The sequence below is a fragment of the Paracoccus acridae genome (assembly GCF_014642735.1).
GTDB classification, from domain to species: Bacteria; Pseudomonadota; Alphaproteobacteria; order Rhodobacterales; family Rhodobacteraceae; genus Paracoccus; species Paracoccus acridae.
In genome coordinates this window covers 120,408-135,749 of the sequence record NZ_BMIV01000003.1, presented here as the reverse complement: position 1 = coordinate 135,749, position 15,342 = coordinate 120,408, and the positions used below count along the sequence as shown (strand labels likewise).

The window sequence follows — 15,342 nt, the reverse complement described above, 5'->3', positions numbered from 1 at the left end:
CACAAGTCGCTTATGCTTCCAGCAGGCGCTTGAGAAGGGCGACATCCTCGGCCAGGGCGTGATCCTCGGTGACCAGTTCCTCGATCTTGCGGATCCCGTGCATGATCGTGGTGTGGTCGCGCCCGCCGAAGCGGCGGCCGATTTCCGGCAAGGACCGGCTGGTCAGCTGTTTCGCCAGATACATCGCGATCTGGCGGGGCCGGGCCACGTTGCGGGCGCGCTTGGGGCCCACCATGTCGGCCAGGCGGATGTTGTAATGTTCCGCCACCTTGCGCTGGATGTCGTCGATCGAGATCTTGCGGTCGTTGGTGCGCAGGATATCGGCCAGGCATTCCTGGGCCACCTCCAGCGTGATCTCTCGGCGCAGAAGGCTGGCATGGGCGAACAGGCGCTGCAGCGCGCCTTCCAGGACGCGGACGTTGGTGGTGATGCGGTTTGCCAGGAATTCCAGCACGCCGGTGCCGATTTCCAGATCCGGCTGCTGGGCGCGGAAGCCTTCGGTCTTGGATTGCAGGATGCCCAGGCGCAGCTCATAGGTCGTGGGATGCAGGTCCACGATCAGCCCGCAGGACAGGCGCGACTTGATGCGTTCCTCAAGCCCCTTGATCTCGGCGGGGGCGCGGTCGGCGGAAATCACGATCTGCTTGCCCTGATCGACCAGGGCGTTGAAGGTGTGGAAGAATTCTTCCTGGGTGCTGTCCTTGCCGGCGATGAACTGCACGTCGTCGACCATCAGCATGTTCACGTTGCGGAACATGCCCTTGAAATCCATGATGGTGCTTTCGCGCAGCGCCTGCACGAAGCGGTACATGAACTGTTCCGCCGACAGATACAGCACCTGCGCCATCGGGTGGCGCGTCTGATAATCATGGGCGATGGCATGCATCAGGTGGGTCTTGCCCAGGCCCACGCCGCCATAAAGGAACAGCGGGTTGAAGCCCACGGGCCCGCCCTCGGCCACGCGGCGCGCGGCGGCATGGGCCAGTTCGTTGGGCTTTCCGACGATGAAATTGCCGAAGGTATAGCGGGGATCGAGCGGTGCCCCTAGGTCGGTGCGCCCCACCCGCGCCGTCGCGGGCGCCGCGGCCGAGGCGACGGGCCGCATGGGCTTCGCAGGCGCGGCAGCGGCAGCGGTCGGCGCAGGCGCGGGGCGGGCGCGGCCAGGTGCGGTCTGCGGGACGACATCGAACCGAAGCCGTTCGACGGGCTGGCCGTGGCGGCTGAGTTCCCCAAGGATGTCCTTGGCGAAGTGGCGGTTCACCCAGTCCGAGATGAAGCGCGTCGGGCTTGCAAAATGCGCGATTCCCGCATCCACGCCCGTCAGGCGCAGCGGCTTGATCCAGTGGTTGAAGTTGTTCGGTCCCACGCTTGTTTCAAGCGCGGCGCATGCCTGGCCCCAAATCTCGTCCATGGTCTTGCCCTATCTATCCTGTCCCCAGCCTTCGCCGGACCTTCCGGCGAAACAGGATCCGCGACGCGGGTCGGATGGCTGAACTGCAGACAACACCCCATCCTGCGGCCCAAGACGGGTCACATGACGGGGCCTGCGCCCGAGTTCAAATCCTAGACACGAGTTTCCATGCAGCCAGTGGCAGCCGTCTGCAAGAATCTCGAGGGCTTGCGGGGCGCCTGATGCCCCGGTGCCCGACCTGTCGATGCGGAAAAATCCGCCGCCCGACAGGCCCGTCCCCAACACAGCGACGTGAATCGCATCATCAGGTTATCCATGGCGCCGCTGGGGCTGCAACCGAACTCTGCGCTTGACAAAGCCTTTGCCGGATCGAATCTCCGAGACCCTTGACTCAAAAGGAAAGAATCTTGAACGCCTTGATATGTAGGCATTTTTGCCACATTGCGCAGGTGCGGCAAAGAAAAATCGGGCGCGGCAAGGAACCGCACCCGATGTCTGGAATCGCCCTTTGCGGGGCCGTGATTTCAAGCGGATTCCGCCCCTGAAGGGCGCAAGGATCAGACCGCCGACAGCGCCTTCACGCGCGACGCCAGGCGCGAGATTTTCCGCGATGCAGTATTCTTGTGGACCACGCCCTTGGTCACGCCGCGCATCAGTTCGGGCTGTGCCGCCTGCAGGGCCGCCTTGGCCGCGTCGGCATTGCCGGATGCGATGGCTTCTTCCACCTTGCGGATGAAGGTGCGGATGCGCGAGCGGCGGGCCTTGTTGATGTCGGTGCGACGCTCGATCTGGCGGGCGCGTTTCTTGGACTGGGGCGTATTGGCCATGGGTTCTGGATCCTATCGGTCTTTCAGCGTTTCGTTCGCGCAAAAGACCCAAGGAACCGCTTCACGGGGAAGCGGTCATGATTCTTGCCTAAGCGGGCCCACGCGCATGTAAGCCGGGGCGTATAGGGCATGGCGCCCGAAAAGGAAAGCCCGAAAAGAAGGCCTGAAATCAGCGGTCGCGGAACTGGGCTTCGCGCTTTTCCAGGAAGGCGGCCATGCCTTCCTTCTGATCCTCGGTCGAGAACAGCGCCTGGAAGTTGCGGCGCTCGAACAGGATCCCTTCGGTCATGGTCGTCTCATAGGCGCGGTTCACGGCCTCCTTCGCGGCCTTGACCGAGATCTGGGATTTCTCGGCGATCTTGCGGGCGGCGGCCATGGCCTCGGGGATCAGCTTGGCTGCGGGCACGACGCGGCTGACCAGGCCCGACCGTTCCGCCTCGGCCGCGTCCATGAAGCGGCCGGTCAGGTGCATGTCCATGGCCTTGGACTTGCCCACGAAGCGGGTCAGGCGCTGCGTGCCGCCGATGCCCGCGATGACGCCCAGGTTGATCTCGGGCTGGCCGAACTTGGCTGTGTCGGATGCGATGATGAAGTCGCAGATCATGGCCAGTTCGCAGCCGCCCCCCAGGGCATAGCCGCTGACAGCGGCGATGATCGGCTTGCGGATGCGGGTGATGGTGTCGATCTTCGCGCCGAACAGATCCTCGTCATAGGCGTCCACGAAGGTCTTGGTGGACATCTCCTTGATGTCGGCGCCGGCGGCGAAGGCCTTTTCGCTGCCGGTCAGCACCACGCAGCGGATCTTGTCGTTGCGGTCGGCGTCCAGCAGGGCCTGGCCCAGCTCGGTGATCAGCGCGGTGTTCAGCGCGTTCAGCGCCTCGGGGCGGTTCAGCCGGATCAGGGCGACGCTGTCCTCGATCTCGACGATGATGGTTTCATAGGCCATGGCTGCGTCCCCGTTGCGATGCGTTCGCGGCGGACCCTATCAAATGCGCGGCGGGAAAGCCAAGCGGCCTAGCGCTGGCAGGCCGGGCAGAAGAAGCTGGACCGCCCGCCCTGCACGATCCGGCGGACCGTGCCCGCGCAGCCGGGGGTGGGGCAGGGCGCGCCCTCGCGGTCATAGACGCGGAAGCTGTGCTGGAAATAGCCCAGTTCGCCGCTGGCCTGCCGGTGGTCGCGCAGGGACGACCCGCCTGCCGCGATGGCATCCGTCAGCACGTCGCGGATATGGCCCACAAGCGCCGCGATGCGCGCGGCCCCGATGCGCCCCGCCGCCCGGCGCGGGTCGATGCCCGCGCGGTGCAGTGCCTCGGACACATAGATGTTGCCCAAGCCCGCAACGATCCGCTGGTCCAGCAGCGCCTGCTTCACCGGCACCCTGCGCCCCGCGAAGGCCGCGGCCAGATAGGCGGGCGAGAAGCCGTCGTCGAAGGGTTCGGGCCCCAGGTGATCCAGCAGCGGATGGGCCGATCCCTCGCGGATCAGGTCCACCATGCCGAAGCGGCGGGCGTCGTTGAAGGTGATTGTGCTGCCGCCTTCCGTCACCAGCACCACATGGTCGTGACGCGGCAGGATCGCCGGATCGCGGTGGAAATCGCCAAGGCTGCCGCCCTGGACCAGCATCCGCCCCGACATGCCCAGATGCATCAACAGCGTGCCGCCCCGGTCCAGATCCGCCAGCAGGTATTTCGACCGCCGCCGCAGCGCCGTGACCGTGGCCCCGGTCAGCACCTGAACCAGATCGACCGGCATAGGCCAGCGCAGGTCGGGTCGTCGAACTTCGGCGCGCGCGATGCGTTGGCCTTCCAGGTGCGGCAACAGACCGCGGCGCACGGTTTCGACTTCGGGCAGTTCTGGCAATTACAGTCCTCTCGCTGCATTGTGCGCAAGGCGCGTCGGGCTTATCTGGCGATGAAACAGGTGAACGGCAAGCGTATGAGCGACAAGAAGCAGACCCATTTCGGTTTCCAGACCGTGGACGAGGATGCCAAGGCCGGGATGGTCCACGGGGTCTTTTCATCCGTCGCGTCCCGATACGACCTGATGAACGACCTGATGAGCGCGGGCATCCACCGCGTCTGGAAGAACGCGATGATGGACTGGCTGGCCCCGCGCGACGGCCAGCACCTTCTTGACGTGGCGGGCGGCACGGGCGACGTGGCCTTCCGCTTCCTGGACCGCGCGCCGGGCGGGCGCGTCACGGTCTGCGACATGACCGAATCCATGCTGGTCGAGGGGCGCAAGCGCGCCGATGCCGTGGAAAAGGGCGACCGGCTGGCCTGGGTCACGGGCGATGCGATGGCGCTGCCTTTCGCAGACAACAGCTTCGACCGCTATACGATCAGCTTCGGCATCCGCAACGTCACCCGCATCCCCGACGCCCTGGCAGAGGCGTATCGCGTGCTGCGCCCCGGCGGGCGGCTGATGGTGCTGGAGTTCAGCCAGATCCCGGTGCCCGCGATGCAATGGGCCTATGACCGCTATTCCTTCAACGTCATCCCGGCGATGGGCCAGGCGGTGACGGGGGATCGCGACAGTTATCAATACCTGGTCGAATCGATCCGCAAGTTTCCCGACCAAGACAGCTTCGCGGACATGATCCGGGCCGCTGGCTTCGACCGGGTCCAATACCGCAACCTGTCGATGGGGATTGCAGCACTCCATTCGGGCTGGAAGCTGTGAGGGGTCCGCATAACCTTTTGCGCCTGATCCGAACGGGCGCCACCTTCGAACGCACGGGCGCCATGCGCGCGGTTCTGGATGCGGTCGAAGCGCCGCCCCGGCTGCGCGTCGCGGCCCGCGTGCTGGGCTGGCCCTTCCGCTGGCTGGGCTACAAGGGCGATCCGAACCTGCCGCCGATCACGCGGGCGATCACCGCGCTTGGCCCTGCCTACATCAAGTTCGGCCAGATCCTGTCCACCCGCGCCGATGTGGTGGGCGTCGAGATGGCCCAGCAGTTGCGGATGCTGCAGGACCGCCTGCCGCCTTTCCCGACCGAGATTGCCAAGGACATCATCCTGGCCGACCTGCGCCAGCCGGTCGATCTGCTGTTTTCGGAATTTTCCGAACCCGTGGCGGCGGCGTCCATCGCCCAGGTCCACCGCGCCCGGATCCGCGAAACGGGGCAAGAGGTCGCGGTCAAGGTGCTGCGCCCCGGCATCGCCGGCGCCTTCCGCCGCGACATCGACGCCTTTCACTTTGCCGCGGGCATCATCGAATTCCTGTCGCCCGGCAGCCGGCGGTTGCGCCCGCGCGACGTGGTGCGCCATTTCGAATCGACTGTCACCGCCGAACAGGACATGCGGCTGGAAGCGGCCAATGCGTCCGAATTCGCGGAAAACACCAAGGACGATGCGGGCTTCGCCGTTCCCCGGCCGCATTGGCACCTGTCCTCGCGCCGGGTGCTGACCTCGGACTGGGCGGAAGGGCTGCCGATGGGCGATCGCGCGGCCCTGGTGGCGGCGGGGCACGACACCAGCCGGATCGCCGCGCGGGTGATCCAGCTTTTCCTGCAACATGCCCTGCGCGACGGCTTCTTCCATGCCGACATGCATCACGGCAACCTGAAGGTCGGGGCCAATGGCGATGTCATCGCCTATGACTTCGGCATCATGGGCGAGATCGACGAATATACCCGCCGCATCTATGCCGAGATCCTCTATGGCTTCATCCAGCGCGATTACCGCCGCGTTGCCCGCGTCCATTTCGAGGCGGGATATGTCCCCCGCGACCGGGACGAGGCGCAGTTCGCCCGCGCCCTGCGCGCCGTGGGCGAGCCGATCTTCGGCGCCGATGCCAGCCGGATTTCCATGGCGAACCTGCTGGCCTATCTGTTCGAGGTGACGGAACGCTTCGGGATGCAGACGCAGACGCAACTGATCCTGCTGCAACGCACCATGGTCGTGGTGGAGGGCGTGGCCCGGTCTGTCGATCCGCAACTGAACATCTGGGACGCGGCCAAGCCGGTGGTGTCCGATTACATCCGGTCGAACATCGGACCCAAGGCGCTGGCGGGCGACATGGCGCGCGTGGCGCAAACGGTCGGGCGATACGGCCCGCTGCTGCCGCGCATCGTGGAACAGGCCTTGTGGGAACGCGCCCACCCCGAGGACGCGCGCCCGGTCCAGCCCATCCTGGTCCGGCGCGGGGCGCCGGTCTGGCTGGCGGTGGTGCTGGCGCTGGGGGCGGGTGCGGCCCTGGGGGTGGCGCTGGTCTGAAGGGCCGGTCCGCCGGCCCTTGGATTCACCGCGCGAAGGGATGGTTCAGAAGCACAGGATCTCGGCCTCGGCCTCGGCGCGCTTCAGCCCGGCCACGATCTCGGTCAACTGGGCCATGCTCTTGAACATGCCGGACCGTTCGCCGGTGGTCTGTTGCATTCGCAGGACGGTTTCGGCCTGGACGTAATCGTCATAGGGCAACACCTCGGCGATCTGGTCGATGGCGCAGGAACAGCGGTCCAGCATGTCGCGGGTCTGGCCGTTCGTGGCCATGCAGGCAAAGACATATTCCGCCCGCGCGTTGGTCGGGTAATCGTTCACCGCCTGCGCATGAGCCGAGGGGGGGGCGGCGACCAGGGCCGTGCCAAGCGCGATCAGACGCAGCTTCATTGCAGGGCCATCCGGTTCACATAGCCGGGCATGTCGCCCTGGGTTTCGGCGCGCAATTCGCGGATCGGCTGCTTGGGATCGTCCAGGACGAAGGTGAGGGTCAGCGTCTCGAACCCCTTCATGCGGGCTGCATTCGGATCCTCGGCGAAGGGGGTGAAGGTGGCGACCGATGCCTCGCCCTGGCGGGCGATCTGGCCGCCGCGGAACAGCGCGTCCTTGATGCGGTTGCGGATGTAATGCGGGCTGCCGCCGGTCAGTCCCGCCATGTCGCGGGCGGTCTGTTCCAGAAAGAAGGTCAGCACCGGATCACCCCCCGAAATCGGGAAAGGCCCGATCTGGCGTGTCCGGCTGTCGGTCTTCTGGGTCAGTTGCAGGACCGGCTGCTGGTCGGACGGATCGACGACCTCGGCCAGGGTCACGCTGCCGTCGTCGATGCGCAGGAAGCCGGGCGCATCCGGCCCCTCGACATGGACGGACCATTGCAGTTCCTGCCCGCCCAGCGACCAGGGGCCGCGTTCGGCAAAGACGGCATCCCCGGCCTCGCCCGCAAGGGCATGGCCCGCGCTCAGCGCGGACAGGCCCAGCCACAGGGCCGCGGCAATGGCTTTTCTCATGATATCCCTCCCACTTCCGGTGTCAGAGTTGCGAAGGCGGGGGCCAAGGACAAGCCCGGCCCCCGATCCCTCGGCCTTTGGTCGCAGATCGTGCCGATCACCCCAGGATCCCGCCCAGCATCTCGGCCAGTTCGGTGGGGCGGACGGGCTTTTCCATCAGATGCACATGCATCGCCGCGCAACTGCGGGCGATCTGGGGATCGCGATGGGCCGTGATCATCACCGCCGGTATGGCCTGGCCCGCCGACTGGCGCAGCGCCGTGATGGCCTGAACGCCGGTATCGCCGTTTTCCAGGTTGTAATCGGCCAGGATCACGTCGGGCGGCTCGTCGCCCATGGCGGCCAGGGCCTCGGCCGTGCCGCCGGTCACGCGGGCCACCATGCCCAGCCGGTCGCGCAGGATCATCTCGTATCCGCGCTGCATGCCGTGGTCGTTTTCCACCACCAAAGCCACGCGGCCGCGCAGGGGCAGGGTGGACCGGGCGGGCTGGTCGGGACCGGGGCGGTCGGCCTGCTGGACCAGTGGCAGGCCCACGCAAAAGACGGTGCCGCGCATCGCCTCGGAATCAAGGCGAATGGGATGGTCCAGCTTGGCGCAGGCACGCCGCACGATGGACAGCCCAAGCCCCATGCCCGGCGTGCGCGCGTCGTTCCCAAGGCGCTGGAATTCGTCGAATATCCGGTTGCGGTCCACCGCCGGGATGCCCACTCCCGTGTCATAGACGCAAAGCCAGCACAAAGGCCCGCGCCGTCGCGCGCCCACCACCACGCCGCCCCGATGGGTATACTTGATCGCGTTCGACACCAGGTTCTGCGCAATGCGGCGCAGAAAGACAGGGTCGCTTTCCACGACCGCATCGGTCGGCACGAAGGACAGGCGCAGGGCCTTGGCCTCGGCCAGGGGGGCATATTCGATGGCCAGCTTTCGAAACAACTCGTCCAGCGGCACGGGCTGGCGGTGGAACTCGATCCGCTGGCTGTCCAGGCGCGAGATGTCGAGAACCGCGTGCATCAGCTGTTCCACCGATTCGAAGGCGCCCGACAGCCGGTCGGACAGTTCCCGCTGATGTTCGTTCAGGGGCGTATCGGCCAAGGCCGCCAGAAACAGCCGCGCCGCCGACAAGGGTTGCAGCAGGTCGTGGCTGGCCGCCCGCAGGAAGCGGGTCTTGGACCTGTTCGCTTCCTCGGCCGATGCGCGCGCGACCGCCAGCTCGCGGTTGCGCTGCGACAGATCGGCCAGGGCGCGTTCCAGGTCGCGGGTGCGGACCATCACCTCTTGTTCCAGGGCGACGGCGGCCTGGAACATCGACCAGGCGGAACCGCGCGATTCCTCCAACCGGTCGATGCGGTCGATCAGCACCTGGTTGATCCGGGCCAGCTTCTCGATCCGGCGTTCCGGCCCGTCGTCGTCACGAAGCATGGGCAGGCGCATCCGTATTGGGCATGAAGGCCAGGCCCACGAAGGTCTGGTTCACATGCATCCCGCTGTGCTGTTCGCCATAGGTATTGAAGCCCGCCACGCGGTATCGGGCCAGCAGTTCGGACATCTGGTCGTGCAGCCCTTCGCGTTCCAGGGCCAGGCGGCGCAGGATGCAGTCGAAGCCCAGCACCATCAGCGGCGGGCGGGGCAGGGACGCCAGGGCCTCGGCGAAACCCTGGGTCATGTCCTCGGCCCGGCCAAGGGTCAGGACGGTGCCGGTGTCGATGGCCGACATCAGGGACAGCCCGCCATCGGCGGTCTGGGCGCTGATGGCGCGAACATGGTGGTGGCGGCCCATCCGCAGCAGCAGGGGGTGGCGGGCGAATTCGCTGGGCGTCAGCGCATCGGGGCTGATGCCGGTCAGGCGGGCATATTCCTCGGCGGCGGGTTCGGCGTTCAGTTCCAGGATGCGGCGCTTTTCGGGGATCGCCGCCGTCACCACGACGCGGGTCGCGGTGGGGCTGAAATGGGCGAAGGTCACCTCGCTGACGGCAAGGTCGGTTTCGACCAGCAGGAAGACGGCGGCATTGGTGATGACCTGTCCCTGCGCCAGCAGCCAGGTTTGCTTGAAGGACAGCCCGTCGCCCGCCGATCCGCCCAGGGTGGGAACGGATGGCAGGGCCGCGTCGATGGTGGCGACAAGCACGTCTTCCTGACCCGCCAGCCCGTCAACCAGCAACAGCCCAAACAGCGACCGCTGCGGATCGGGCCCGAAACCGGCCTGCAGCCGGCGCAACGCCGCCATCCAGTCCGACACGGGCAGGGCATCCAGGTTCGGCAGGATCAGGGCCGAGGCCCGGAAATGGGCCGCGGGAAAGCCGATTGCCACGATGCTGCCCGAGGCATAGCCCGACGGGCCGATTTCACCGGCGGACGAACATCCCGCAATCAGGCAGCCGTCCGGCAGGCCCGCGCGCAACACCGCGTCAAGCCCGGCCAGTTCGGCGCCATCCGCGCCGAAGACCAGCACCAGGCCCGGATCGGCTCCGCGCAGGCCGTCCAGCAGGATCCGGCCAGGGTCGGCCTTTCCGCGGTCGGCCTGCACGGCCACCGGCCCGATGGCGCCCTCCTTCGCGACCGGGCCGGTATCCATCAGCCCGCCTCGAACAGCCGGACCGTATTGGCAAGCAGCACGGCCTGGGTGCGGCGGCGCGCGTTGATCTTGGACATGATCGCCGTGATATGGGTCTTCACCGTCGCCTCGGCGATGGACAGGTCATAGCTGATTTCCTTGTTCGCCTTGCCCTGGCAGATCAGCCGCAGAATCTTCATCTGCTGGGGCGTCAGGGTGGCGAAGCGGCGGGCGAGTTCGGCCTTGGCCGCGTCATCGGCATCGGCCTGGTCGGGGGCATAGCCTTCGGGCGTGACGTATTCGCCTTCCCACATGCGGCGCAGGCTGTCCACCAGGGCCTCGCGTCCCAGGGACTTGCTGATATAGCCTTGCGCCCCCGCCGCCATCGCGGCCGAGATCATGGCGCCGTCCATGTCTGCGGAAATCATCGTGATCGGCACGTCGGGCAGTTGCCGGCGCAGGGTCACAATGCCTTCGGCCCCCCGCGCGTCGGGAAGGTTCAGGTCCAGGATCACCGCATCGGGGGCGCCCTGCGCCTTGATCCCGTCAAGGGCCGCGCCCAGGCTGCGGGCGGTGCGGACATTCTTCAGGCCGAAGCTGATCTTCAGCGTCAGTGCAAGCGCGTCGCACATCAACGGATGGTCATCGACGATCAGGATTTCGCGCACCTGATCGGCACTTTGCCGTGGCGTCTGCGGCGATCGCGCCTGCATGGCTGCGGCTGTCATGTGGTTCCCTCCTCGGATGGTCCTGCGGTCTCCCGTCCGCATCCTCCATCCAAGTTTAGGCCACTGCCCCGGCAAAGCAAGCCCGCATCTGCGACAAAGGTCGCGGTCGGCGGCGGATGGTCAGGCCGTGGTCCGGTCCGCGATCCAGTCCCCGGCGTCGGTGACGGTCGCATAGCCGAAGGCCAGCCCACTCATCATCGCGGCATGGACCTGGGCGGCGGGAACGGTCGTGCCCTGGAATTCCAGGTCGCGCGTCGCGCAGGCGTCGGCGATCACCGTGGTCTTGTAGCCCAGGTCGGATGCGGCGCGGGTGGCGGCGTCGATGCACATATGGCTCATGGCGCCGACGATCACGACTTCGGTCACGCCATTGTCGTCCAGGATGCGCTTCAGGTCGGTGTCCTTGAAGGCGTTGACGTTGTTCTTGGTCACGACGATTTCGTCGCCTTGCGGCGCGGCGGCGGGGTTGATCTCGGCGCCGGGGCTGCCGGGATGGAAGAAGGGGGCCGAGGCGTCGGCGAATTCGTGGCGGACATGCACGATCAGGTCGCCGCGTTCGCGGGCGGCGTCCAGAACGGCGCGGGCCTTGGCGGCAGCCTGTTCCATACCCTCCAGCGGGAATTTTCCGTCGGGGAAATAGTCGTTCTGGATGTCCACGGCGATGGCGGCGCGTCTGGTCATGATGGTTTCCTTATCCGTTGACAACATCGAAGGTCTGGTCCCAGCTATTGCCGTCCGTATCCTCGACATGGACGCGGATGGGCTGGCCGTCGGACCGATAGGCAAAGCGGAACACCGGATCCTCGCTGATCGAGATGCCGGCCTGCAAGGTGAACAGCACCTCGTCGCCCTGCCGCACCTCCAGCCGGTCGATGAAATGGGCGGGGATGTTGAGCAGCGTCACCTGGTCGCGTTGCAGGCCCGAAAAGTTGGGATGCCGGACCATCAGCGTGCCGATGGTGCGGCCGTCCTGCTGGTCGCTTTTCCAGCGCATCTGGCCCATGGTCGCCTCGACCTCGGCCATGTTCTTGCCCGCGGGGGCGGAACAGCCGCCCGACGCCTTGACGAAGCGGCCCGCCATCACGCGGTTGCCGTTGCCGGTATCGGCGATGGCGCGCACGTCGGAATAGCTGTCCACGCGCACCCGGAATTCGAAGTCCAGCGGCGTCATGGCGGGACCGAAGGTGTATTCGGCGGCCACCGGCGCGGGATTTTCGTCGATCACCAGCGTGACCGCCTGCACTGGCGGGGCATCGGCGGGCTGGGTCAGGCGGATGGGCACGATCGCGGCCTCGTGGGCGCGCACGGGCGCTTCCAGATCCAGCACCGCCAGATCCAGCGGCACCTCGGCCGACAGGCCCAGGACGGAATCGCGCAGATCGTCCCAGGTCGATGTGTTCTGCAGGGGATTGTCCTGCGCCGCCACGGGCGTGGCCAGAAGCAGCGCGGCAAGGATGCGGGCCTTCATCGCTAGTCTCCCTTCCTCATGCGGCGATAGATCAGGTCGGCGGTATCAGCCTCGGCATCGGCCTCGGCACGGGCCACCACTTCGGCGTGGAAGGGCGACAGTGAGCAGACCGGATCGGTCGCCCGCGCATCGCCCGCCAGCGCCATGGCCTGGCAGCGGCATCCCCCGAAGTCGATGGTCTTGCGGTCGCAGGACTGGCAGGGTTCGGGCATCCAGCCGGTGCCGCGAAAGGCGTTGAAGCTGTCCGAGTTCTGCCAGATGTCGCCCAAGTCGCGGTCGCGGACGTTTTCGAAGCGCATCCAGGTGATCGTCTGCGCGGCATGGCAGGGCAGGACCGTGCCGTCGGGCGCGACATTCAGGCCGGTCGATCCCCAGCCGCCCATGCAGGCCTTGGGGAAGACGGCGTGATGGTCAGCGGGGACATAGTCGATGACCATGCGGCCCCGCAGGCGGATGCGCGCGTCGTTCACCACCTGGCGGGCGAATGCCGCCTGTTCGCGCGTGGGCATCAGGGCCTTGCGGTTCAGGTCCGCCCAGCCGTGGAACTGCACGGTCGCGACCTCAATCCGCCGGGCACCCAGGGTTTCCGCCAGCTCGATCATGTCGGGCAGGCGTTCCAGGTTCTGGCGGTGGACCACGGCGTTGATCGTCAGGGGAAAGCCGATCTGTTGCACCCATTCGGCGAAGTGCATCTTCTTGTCCCAGGATCCCGGATGGCCGCTGATCCGGTCGGCCATGTCGGGGCGGATGCCCTGCAACGAAAGCTGGACGTGATCCACGCCCGCGCGGTCCAGTTCCTCCAGCCGGTCGCGCGTGATGCCGATCCCCGAGGTGATGAGGTTCACATACAGCCCCGCATCGCGGGCATGGGCCACGATCTGCGCCAGATCGCGCCGCGCGCCGGGTTCCCCGCCCGAAATGTGGACCTGCAACACGCCCAGATCGGCGGCCTGCCGGAACACCCGGCCCCAGTCGTCGGCCGTCAGTTCCTGCGCGGCGCGGGTCAGTTCCACGGGATTCGAACAATAGGGGCAGGCCAGCGGGCAGCGATGCGTCACCTCGGCCAGCATGGCCATCGGCAGGCCGGGGGTGACGGGGTTTCCGTCCAGGTCGCGGGGTTGGTGTTGCTGGTCCTTCATGGCTTCCTCACAAAGACCATGCGGCGTTCGATCAGCCCCGTCAGGAAGTCGCGCACATCGCCCGCGATCTGGTCTTCGGGCGCATTATAGCGCGCGGCAAGGCCGCTGACGATGGCCGCCATGCTGCGGCTGCCGTCCAGTTCCCCCAGGATCGCGTCGCCGATGGCGTCCAGCTGCATGGCCCGTTCGGGGGCCTGCAGCACGCGGATGCCGCGCACCCGGTCATCCTGCAGGCGCACCCCGCGCGGCAGATAGGGCACGTCGTCCGGCCCGATCAGGGGCGCAGGGCGGATAGGGCCTGGCTGGGCGTTCATGGGGCCATCCCCTCGCCCGGCCGCCAGGCGCCCGGCGGGATGTTGCCCTCGACATAGCCGTGCCACAGGGCGTCGAGCTGCGCCCAGAGCACGTCGGTCTTGAAGGTCAGGGCCGCCGCCGCCGCGTCCTGCTTTTCCTTGGTGTCGGCGTTGGTCAGAACATAATCCAGGCCGAATTTCACATCCTCGGGCGCTTCGGTCAGGCGCTTCTTGAAATAGGACAGGCTGCTGTCGTCCGCGAAATCGTAATGGGCCAGCAGGCCTTCGATCCGCTGGGCGTGGATCTTGGGCGCGAACAGTTCCGTCAGGCTGGCCGCCACCGCGTCCAGCAGGGGCATGTCGCGCACGAAACGGACATAGGCATCCACCGCAAAGCGCGTCGCGGGCATGATGCCCACGCCGCTGGCGACGTAATCCGGATCCAGTCCCACCGCATGCGCCAGGGCCAGCCAGCGGCGGATGCCGCCGCCTTCGGTCACGCCGCCGTCGTGATCCTCGATCCGCTTGCGCCAGGCGCGGCGCAGGTCGGGATCCTCGACCCGGCTCATGAAGGCCGCGTCCTTCATGGGGATGCGGGACTGGTACATCCAGCGGTTGATGACCCAGGCGCGAACCTCGTCCGGGGTGCAATGGCCGCCATGCAGACGTTCGTGGAAGGGGTGACGGTCGTGATAGCGTTGGGCGCCGATGGCGCGCAGCCGTGCCTCGAAATCCTCGCGCGATTGCGCCTGTTCCTGCACATCTTTCACAGCGTGATCTCCATTCCATCGCGGCCGACCTGCCAGCCGCTGGCTTCCGCTTCGCGCGTCTGGGTGCTGGCCGGATCGACCAGCGGGTTGGAATTGTTCATGTGGACGAAGACCCTTCGGCCGACCGGCAGGTCGCGCATCGCGGCCATGGTTTCCACCACGGGCATGTGGCCCATGCGGCGGCCGGTCTTCTGGCCCAGGCCCATGCGGATCATCTCGTCATCATCCCACAGCGTGCCGTCGAACATCAGCAGATCGGCCCCCGCGATGCGGTCGGCCAGCCAGCCGGGCAGTTCCGCGCAGCCGGGGATATACAGCGCGCGCCGCCCCTTCGCGGACAACTCGACGCCCACCGTCGTCTCGCCGACCAGCCCGGTCTCGACCACGGCGCCTTCCTGATACAGCGGCACCTTGCCGGGCACCGCGAACAGGGTCGCCGTCAGGCCGGGCGCGATCTCGATCCCTTGGTCCAGGGCCACCGGCTGCCGCGCCACAAGATCGGCCCGCAGGGCCGTCAGCATCGGGTTCTGGGCCAGCACCTCGTGTATCGCGGGCGTCGCGAACAGGGTGAAGGGCTGGCTTTCCCGCAGCGTCAGCAGGCCCGCCACATGGTCGATGTCGCCATTCGTGACCAGCACCGAGCGCAGCGGCATGTCGCGCAGCCCCGTCGGATGCAGCGCAGGCATGGCCGCAAGTTGGACCCGGATGTCGGGCGAGGCGTTCAGCACCGCCCAGTGCCGCCCGTCCGCGCTGACCGCGATCGAGCTTTGCGTCATCGCCGGGATGCGCCCGGCCCGTGCGGCATTGCAGTTGTCGCAGCCGCAGTTCCATTGCGGCAGGCCCCCGCCGGCTGCGGCGCCCAGCACTATGATCTTCATGATGTCCCTGACGAAAAGACCCCGCCCGATGGTGTCGGACGGGGCCGTTCATGAT

General features: G+C 67.0%; 17 protein-coding genes. 2 read left to right on the top strand and 15 right to left on the bottom strand.

Features of this window, described 5'->3' with window-relative positions; translation table 11 throughout:
• Positions 1-10: 10 nt before the first annotated feature.
• The 4 genes from dnaA to mutM form a co-directional block, all read right to left on the bottom strand.
• Positions 11-1,411 carry a chromosomal replication initiator protein DnaA gene (gene dnaA / locus IEX25_RS06010; protein WP_103172603.1) on the bottom strand — a complete coding sequence of 467 codons (1,401 nt, stop codon included), beginning with the start codon at positions 1,409-1,411 and terminating at the stop codon, positions 11-13.
• A 557-nt stretch (positions 1,412-1,968) separates the two neighbouring features.
• Entirely contained in the window at positions 1,969-2,238 is a 270-nt protein-coding gene (gene rpsT, locus IEX25_RS06005) for a 30S ribosomal protein S20 (RefSeq protein ID WP_103172602.1), read from the bottom strand.
• Between the two features lie 169 nt (positions 2,239-2,407).
• The gene (locus IEX25_RS06000; protein WP_103172601.1) at positions 2,408-3,184 is read right to left on the bottom strand and encodes an enoyl-CoA hydratase; all 777 of its coding nucleotides are present in this window, start codon (positions 3,182-3,184) and stop codon (positions 2,408-2,410) included.
• Between the two features lie 68 nt (positions 3,185-3,252).
• Positions 3,253-4,098 (bottom strand): bifunctional DNA-formamidopyrimidine glycosylase/DNA-(apurinic or apyrimidinic site) lyase, encoded by an 846-nt coding sequence (mutM, locus tag IEX25_RS05995; protein WP_188714451.1) that lies wholly within the window; start codon positions 4,096-4,098, stop codon positions 3,253-3,255.
• Positions 4,099-4,173: 75 nt separating this feature from the next.
• Between mutM and ubiE the strand changes: the two genes are divergently transcribed.
• A complete protein-coding gene (ubiE, locus tag IEX25_RS05990; protein ID WP_103172644.1) occupies positions 4,174-4,920 on the top strand; it encodes a bifunctional demethylmenaquinone methyltransferase/2-methoxy-6-polyprenyl-1,4-benzoquinol methylase UbiE in 747 nt (248 codons plus the stop codon).
• On the top strand, positions 4,917-6,455 hold the full coding sequence (gene ubiB, locus IEX25_RS05985; protein WP_188714450.1) for a 2-polyprenylphenol 6-hydroxylase: 1,539 nt from the start codon (positions 4,917-4,919) through the stop codon (positions 6,453-6,455). The genes ubiE and ubiB overlap by 4 nt, the downstream gene beginning before the upstream one ends.
• Before the next feature lie 45 nt (positions 6,456-6,500).
• Here the strand turns inward: ubiB and IEX25_RS05980 are convergent, their stop codons facing one another.
• The 11 genes from IEX25_RS05980 to pqqB form a co-directional block, all read right to left on the bottom strand.
• Positions 6,501-6,845, bottom strand: a complete 345-nt coding sequence (locus IEX25_RS05980; protein ID WP_188714449.1) for a hypothetical protein — start codon at positions 6,843-6,845, stop codon at positions 6,501-6,503.
• The gene (locus IEX25_RS05975) at positions 6,842-7,459 is read right to left on the bottom strand and encodes a hypothetical protein (RefSeq protein ID WP_229665070.1); all 618 of its coding nucleotides are present in this window, start codon (positions 7,457-7,459) and stop codon (positions 6,842-6,844) included. The genes IEX25_RS05980 and IEX25_RS05975 overlap by 4 nt, the downstream gene beginning before the upstream one ends.
• Before the next feature lie 97 nt (positions 7,460-7,556).
• Positions 7,557-8,879 carry an ATP-binding response regulator gene (locus tag IEX25_RS05970; RefSeq protein WP_188714448.1) on the bottom strand — a complete coding sequence of 441 codons (1,323 nt, stop codon included), beginning with the start codon at positions 8,877-8,879 and terminating at the stop codon, positions 7,557-7,559.
• A complete protein-coding gene (locus tag IEX25_RS05965) occupies positions 8,869-10,032 on the bottom strand; it encodes an FIST N-terminal domain-containing protein (RefSeq protein WP_188714447.1) in 1,164 nt (387 codons plus the stop codon). The genes IEX25_RS05970 and IEX25_RS05965 overlap by 11 nt, the downstream gene beginning before the upstream one ends.
• A complete protein-coding gene (locus tag IEX25_RS05960; RefSeq protein ID WP_103172596.1) occupies positions 10,032-10,739 on the bottom strand; it encodes a response regulator transcription factor in 708 nt (235 codons plus the stop codon). Before IEX25_RS05960 ends, IEX25_RS05965 begins: the two co-directional genes overlap by 1 nt.
• 120 nt (positions 10,740-10,859) lie before the next feature.
• Positions 10,860-11,420 (bottom strand): cysteine hydrolase family protein, encoded by a 561-nt coding sequence (locus IEX25_RS05955; RefSeq protein ID WP_103172595.1) that lies wholly within the window; start codon positions 11,418-11,420, stop codon positions 10,860-10,862.
• Between the two features lie 10 nt (positions 11,421-11,430).
• Entirely contained in the window at positions 11,431-12,207 is a 777-nt protein-coding gene (locus IEX25_RS05950; RefSeq protein ID WP_188714446.1) for a quinoprotein dehydrogenase-associated SoxYZ-like carrier, read from the bottom strand.
• 2 nt (positions 12,208-12,209) lie between these two features.
• Complete coding sequence (pqqE, locus tag IEX25_RS05945; protein WP_188714445.1) at positions 12,210-13,346, bottom strand: pyrroloquinoline quinone biosynthesis protein PqqE; 1,137 nt, start codon at positions 13,344-13,346, stop codon at positions 12,210-12,212.
• Entirely contained in the window at positions 13,343-13,660 is a 318-nt protein-coding gene (gene pqqD, locus IEX25_RS05940; protein ID WP_188714444.1) for a pyrroloquinoline quinone biosynthesis peptide chaperone PqqD, read from the bottom strand. The genes pqqE and pqqD overlap by 4 nt, the downstream gene beginning before the upstream one ends.
• Positions 13,657-14,409, bottom strand: a complete 753-nt coding sequence (pqqC, locus tag IEX25_RS05935) for a pyrroloquinoline-quinone synthase PqqC (protein WP_229665069.1) — start codon at positions 14,407-14,409, stop codon at positions 13,657-13,659. Before pqqC ends, pqqD begins: the two co-directional genes overlap by 4 nt.
• Positions 14,406-15,287: a pyrroloquinoline quinone biosynthesis protein PqqB gene (gene pqqB / locus IEX25_RS05930; RefSeq protein ID WP_188714443.1), complete on the bottom strand. Its 882-nt coding sequence runs from the start codon at positions 15,285-15,287 to the stop codon at positions 14,406-14,408. Before pqqB ends, pqqC begins: the two co-directional genes overlap by 4 nt.
• Between the last annotated feature and the right edge of the window lie 55 nt (positions 15,288-15,342).

Coding starts and splice junctions, on each gene's coding strand:
- dnaA (WP_103172603.1), bottom strand. CDS start 1,411: ATGGACGAGATTTGGGGCCAGGCATGCGCCGCGCTTGAAACAAGCGTG.
- rpsT (WP_103172602.1), bottom strand. CDS start 2,238: ATGGCCAATACGCCCCAGTCCAAGAAACGCGCCCGCCAGATCGAGCGT.
- IEX25_RS06000 (WP_103172601.1), bottom strand. CDS start 3,184: ATGGCCTATGAAACCATCATCGTCGAGATCGAGGACAGCGTCGCCCTG.
- ubiE (WP_103172644.1), top strand. CDS start 4,174: ATGAGCGACAAGAAGCAGACCCATTTCGGTTTCCAGACCGTGGACGAG.
- IEX25_RS05980 (WP_188714449.1), bottom strand. CDS start 6,845: ATGAAGCTGCGTCTGATCGCGCTTGGCACGGCCCTGGTCGCCGCCCCC.
- IEX25_RS05975 (WP_229665070.1), bottom strand. CDS start 7,459: ATGAGAAAAGCCATTGCCGCGGCCCTGTGGCTGGGCCTGTCCGCGCTG.
- IEX25_RS05970 (WP_188714448.1), bottom strand. CDS start 8,879: ATGCTTCGTGACGACGACGGGCCGGAACGCCGGATCGAGAAGCTGGCC.
- IEX25_RS05965 (WP_188714447.1), bottom strand. CDS start 10,032: ATGGATACCGGCCCGGTCGCGAAGGAGGGCGCCATCGGGCCGGTGGCC.
- IEX25_RS05960 (WP_103172596.1), bottom strand. CDS start 10,739: ATGACAGCCGCAGCCATGCAGGCGCGATCGCCGCAGACGCCACGGCAA.
- IEX25_RS05955 (WP_103172595.1), bottom strand. CDS start 11,420: ATGACCAGACGCGCCGCCATCGCCGTGGACATCCAGAACGACTATTTC.
- IEX25_RS05950 (WP_188714446.1), bottom strand. CDS start 12,207: ATGAAGGCCCGCATCCTTGCCGCGCTGCTTCTGGCCACGCCCGTGGCG.
- pqqE (WP_188714445.1), bottom strand. CDS start 13,346: ATGAAGGACCAGCAACACCAACCCCGCGACCTGGACGGAAACCCCGTC.
- pqqD (WP_188714444.1), bottom strand. CDS start 13,660: ATGAACGCCCAGCCAGGCCCTATCCGCCCTGCGCCCCTGATCGGGCCG.
- pqqB (WP_188714443.1), bottom strand. CDS start 15,287: ATGAAGATCATAGTGCTGGGCGCCGCAGCCGGCGGGGGCCTGCCGCAA.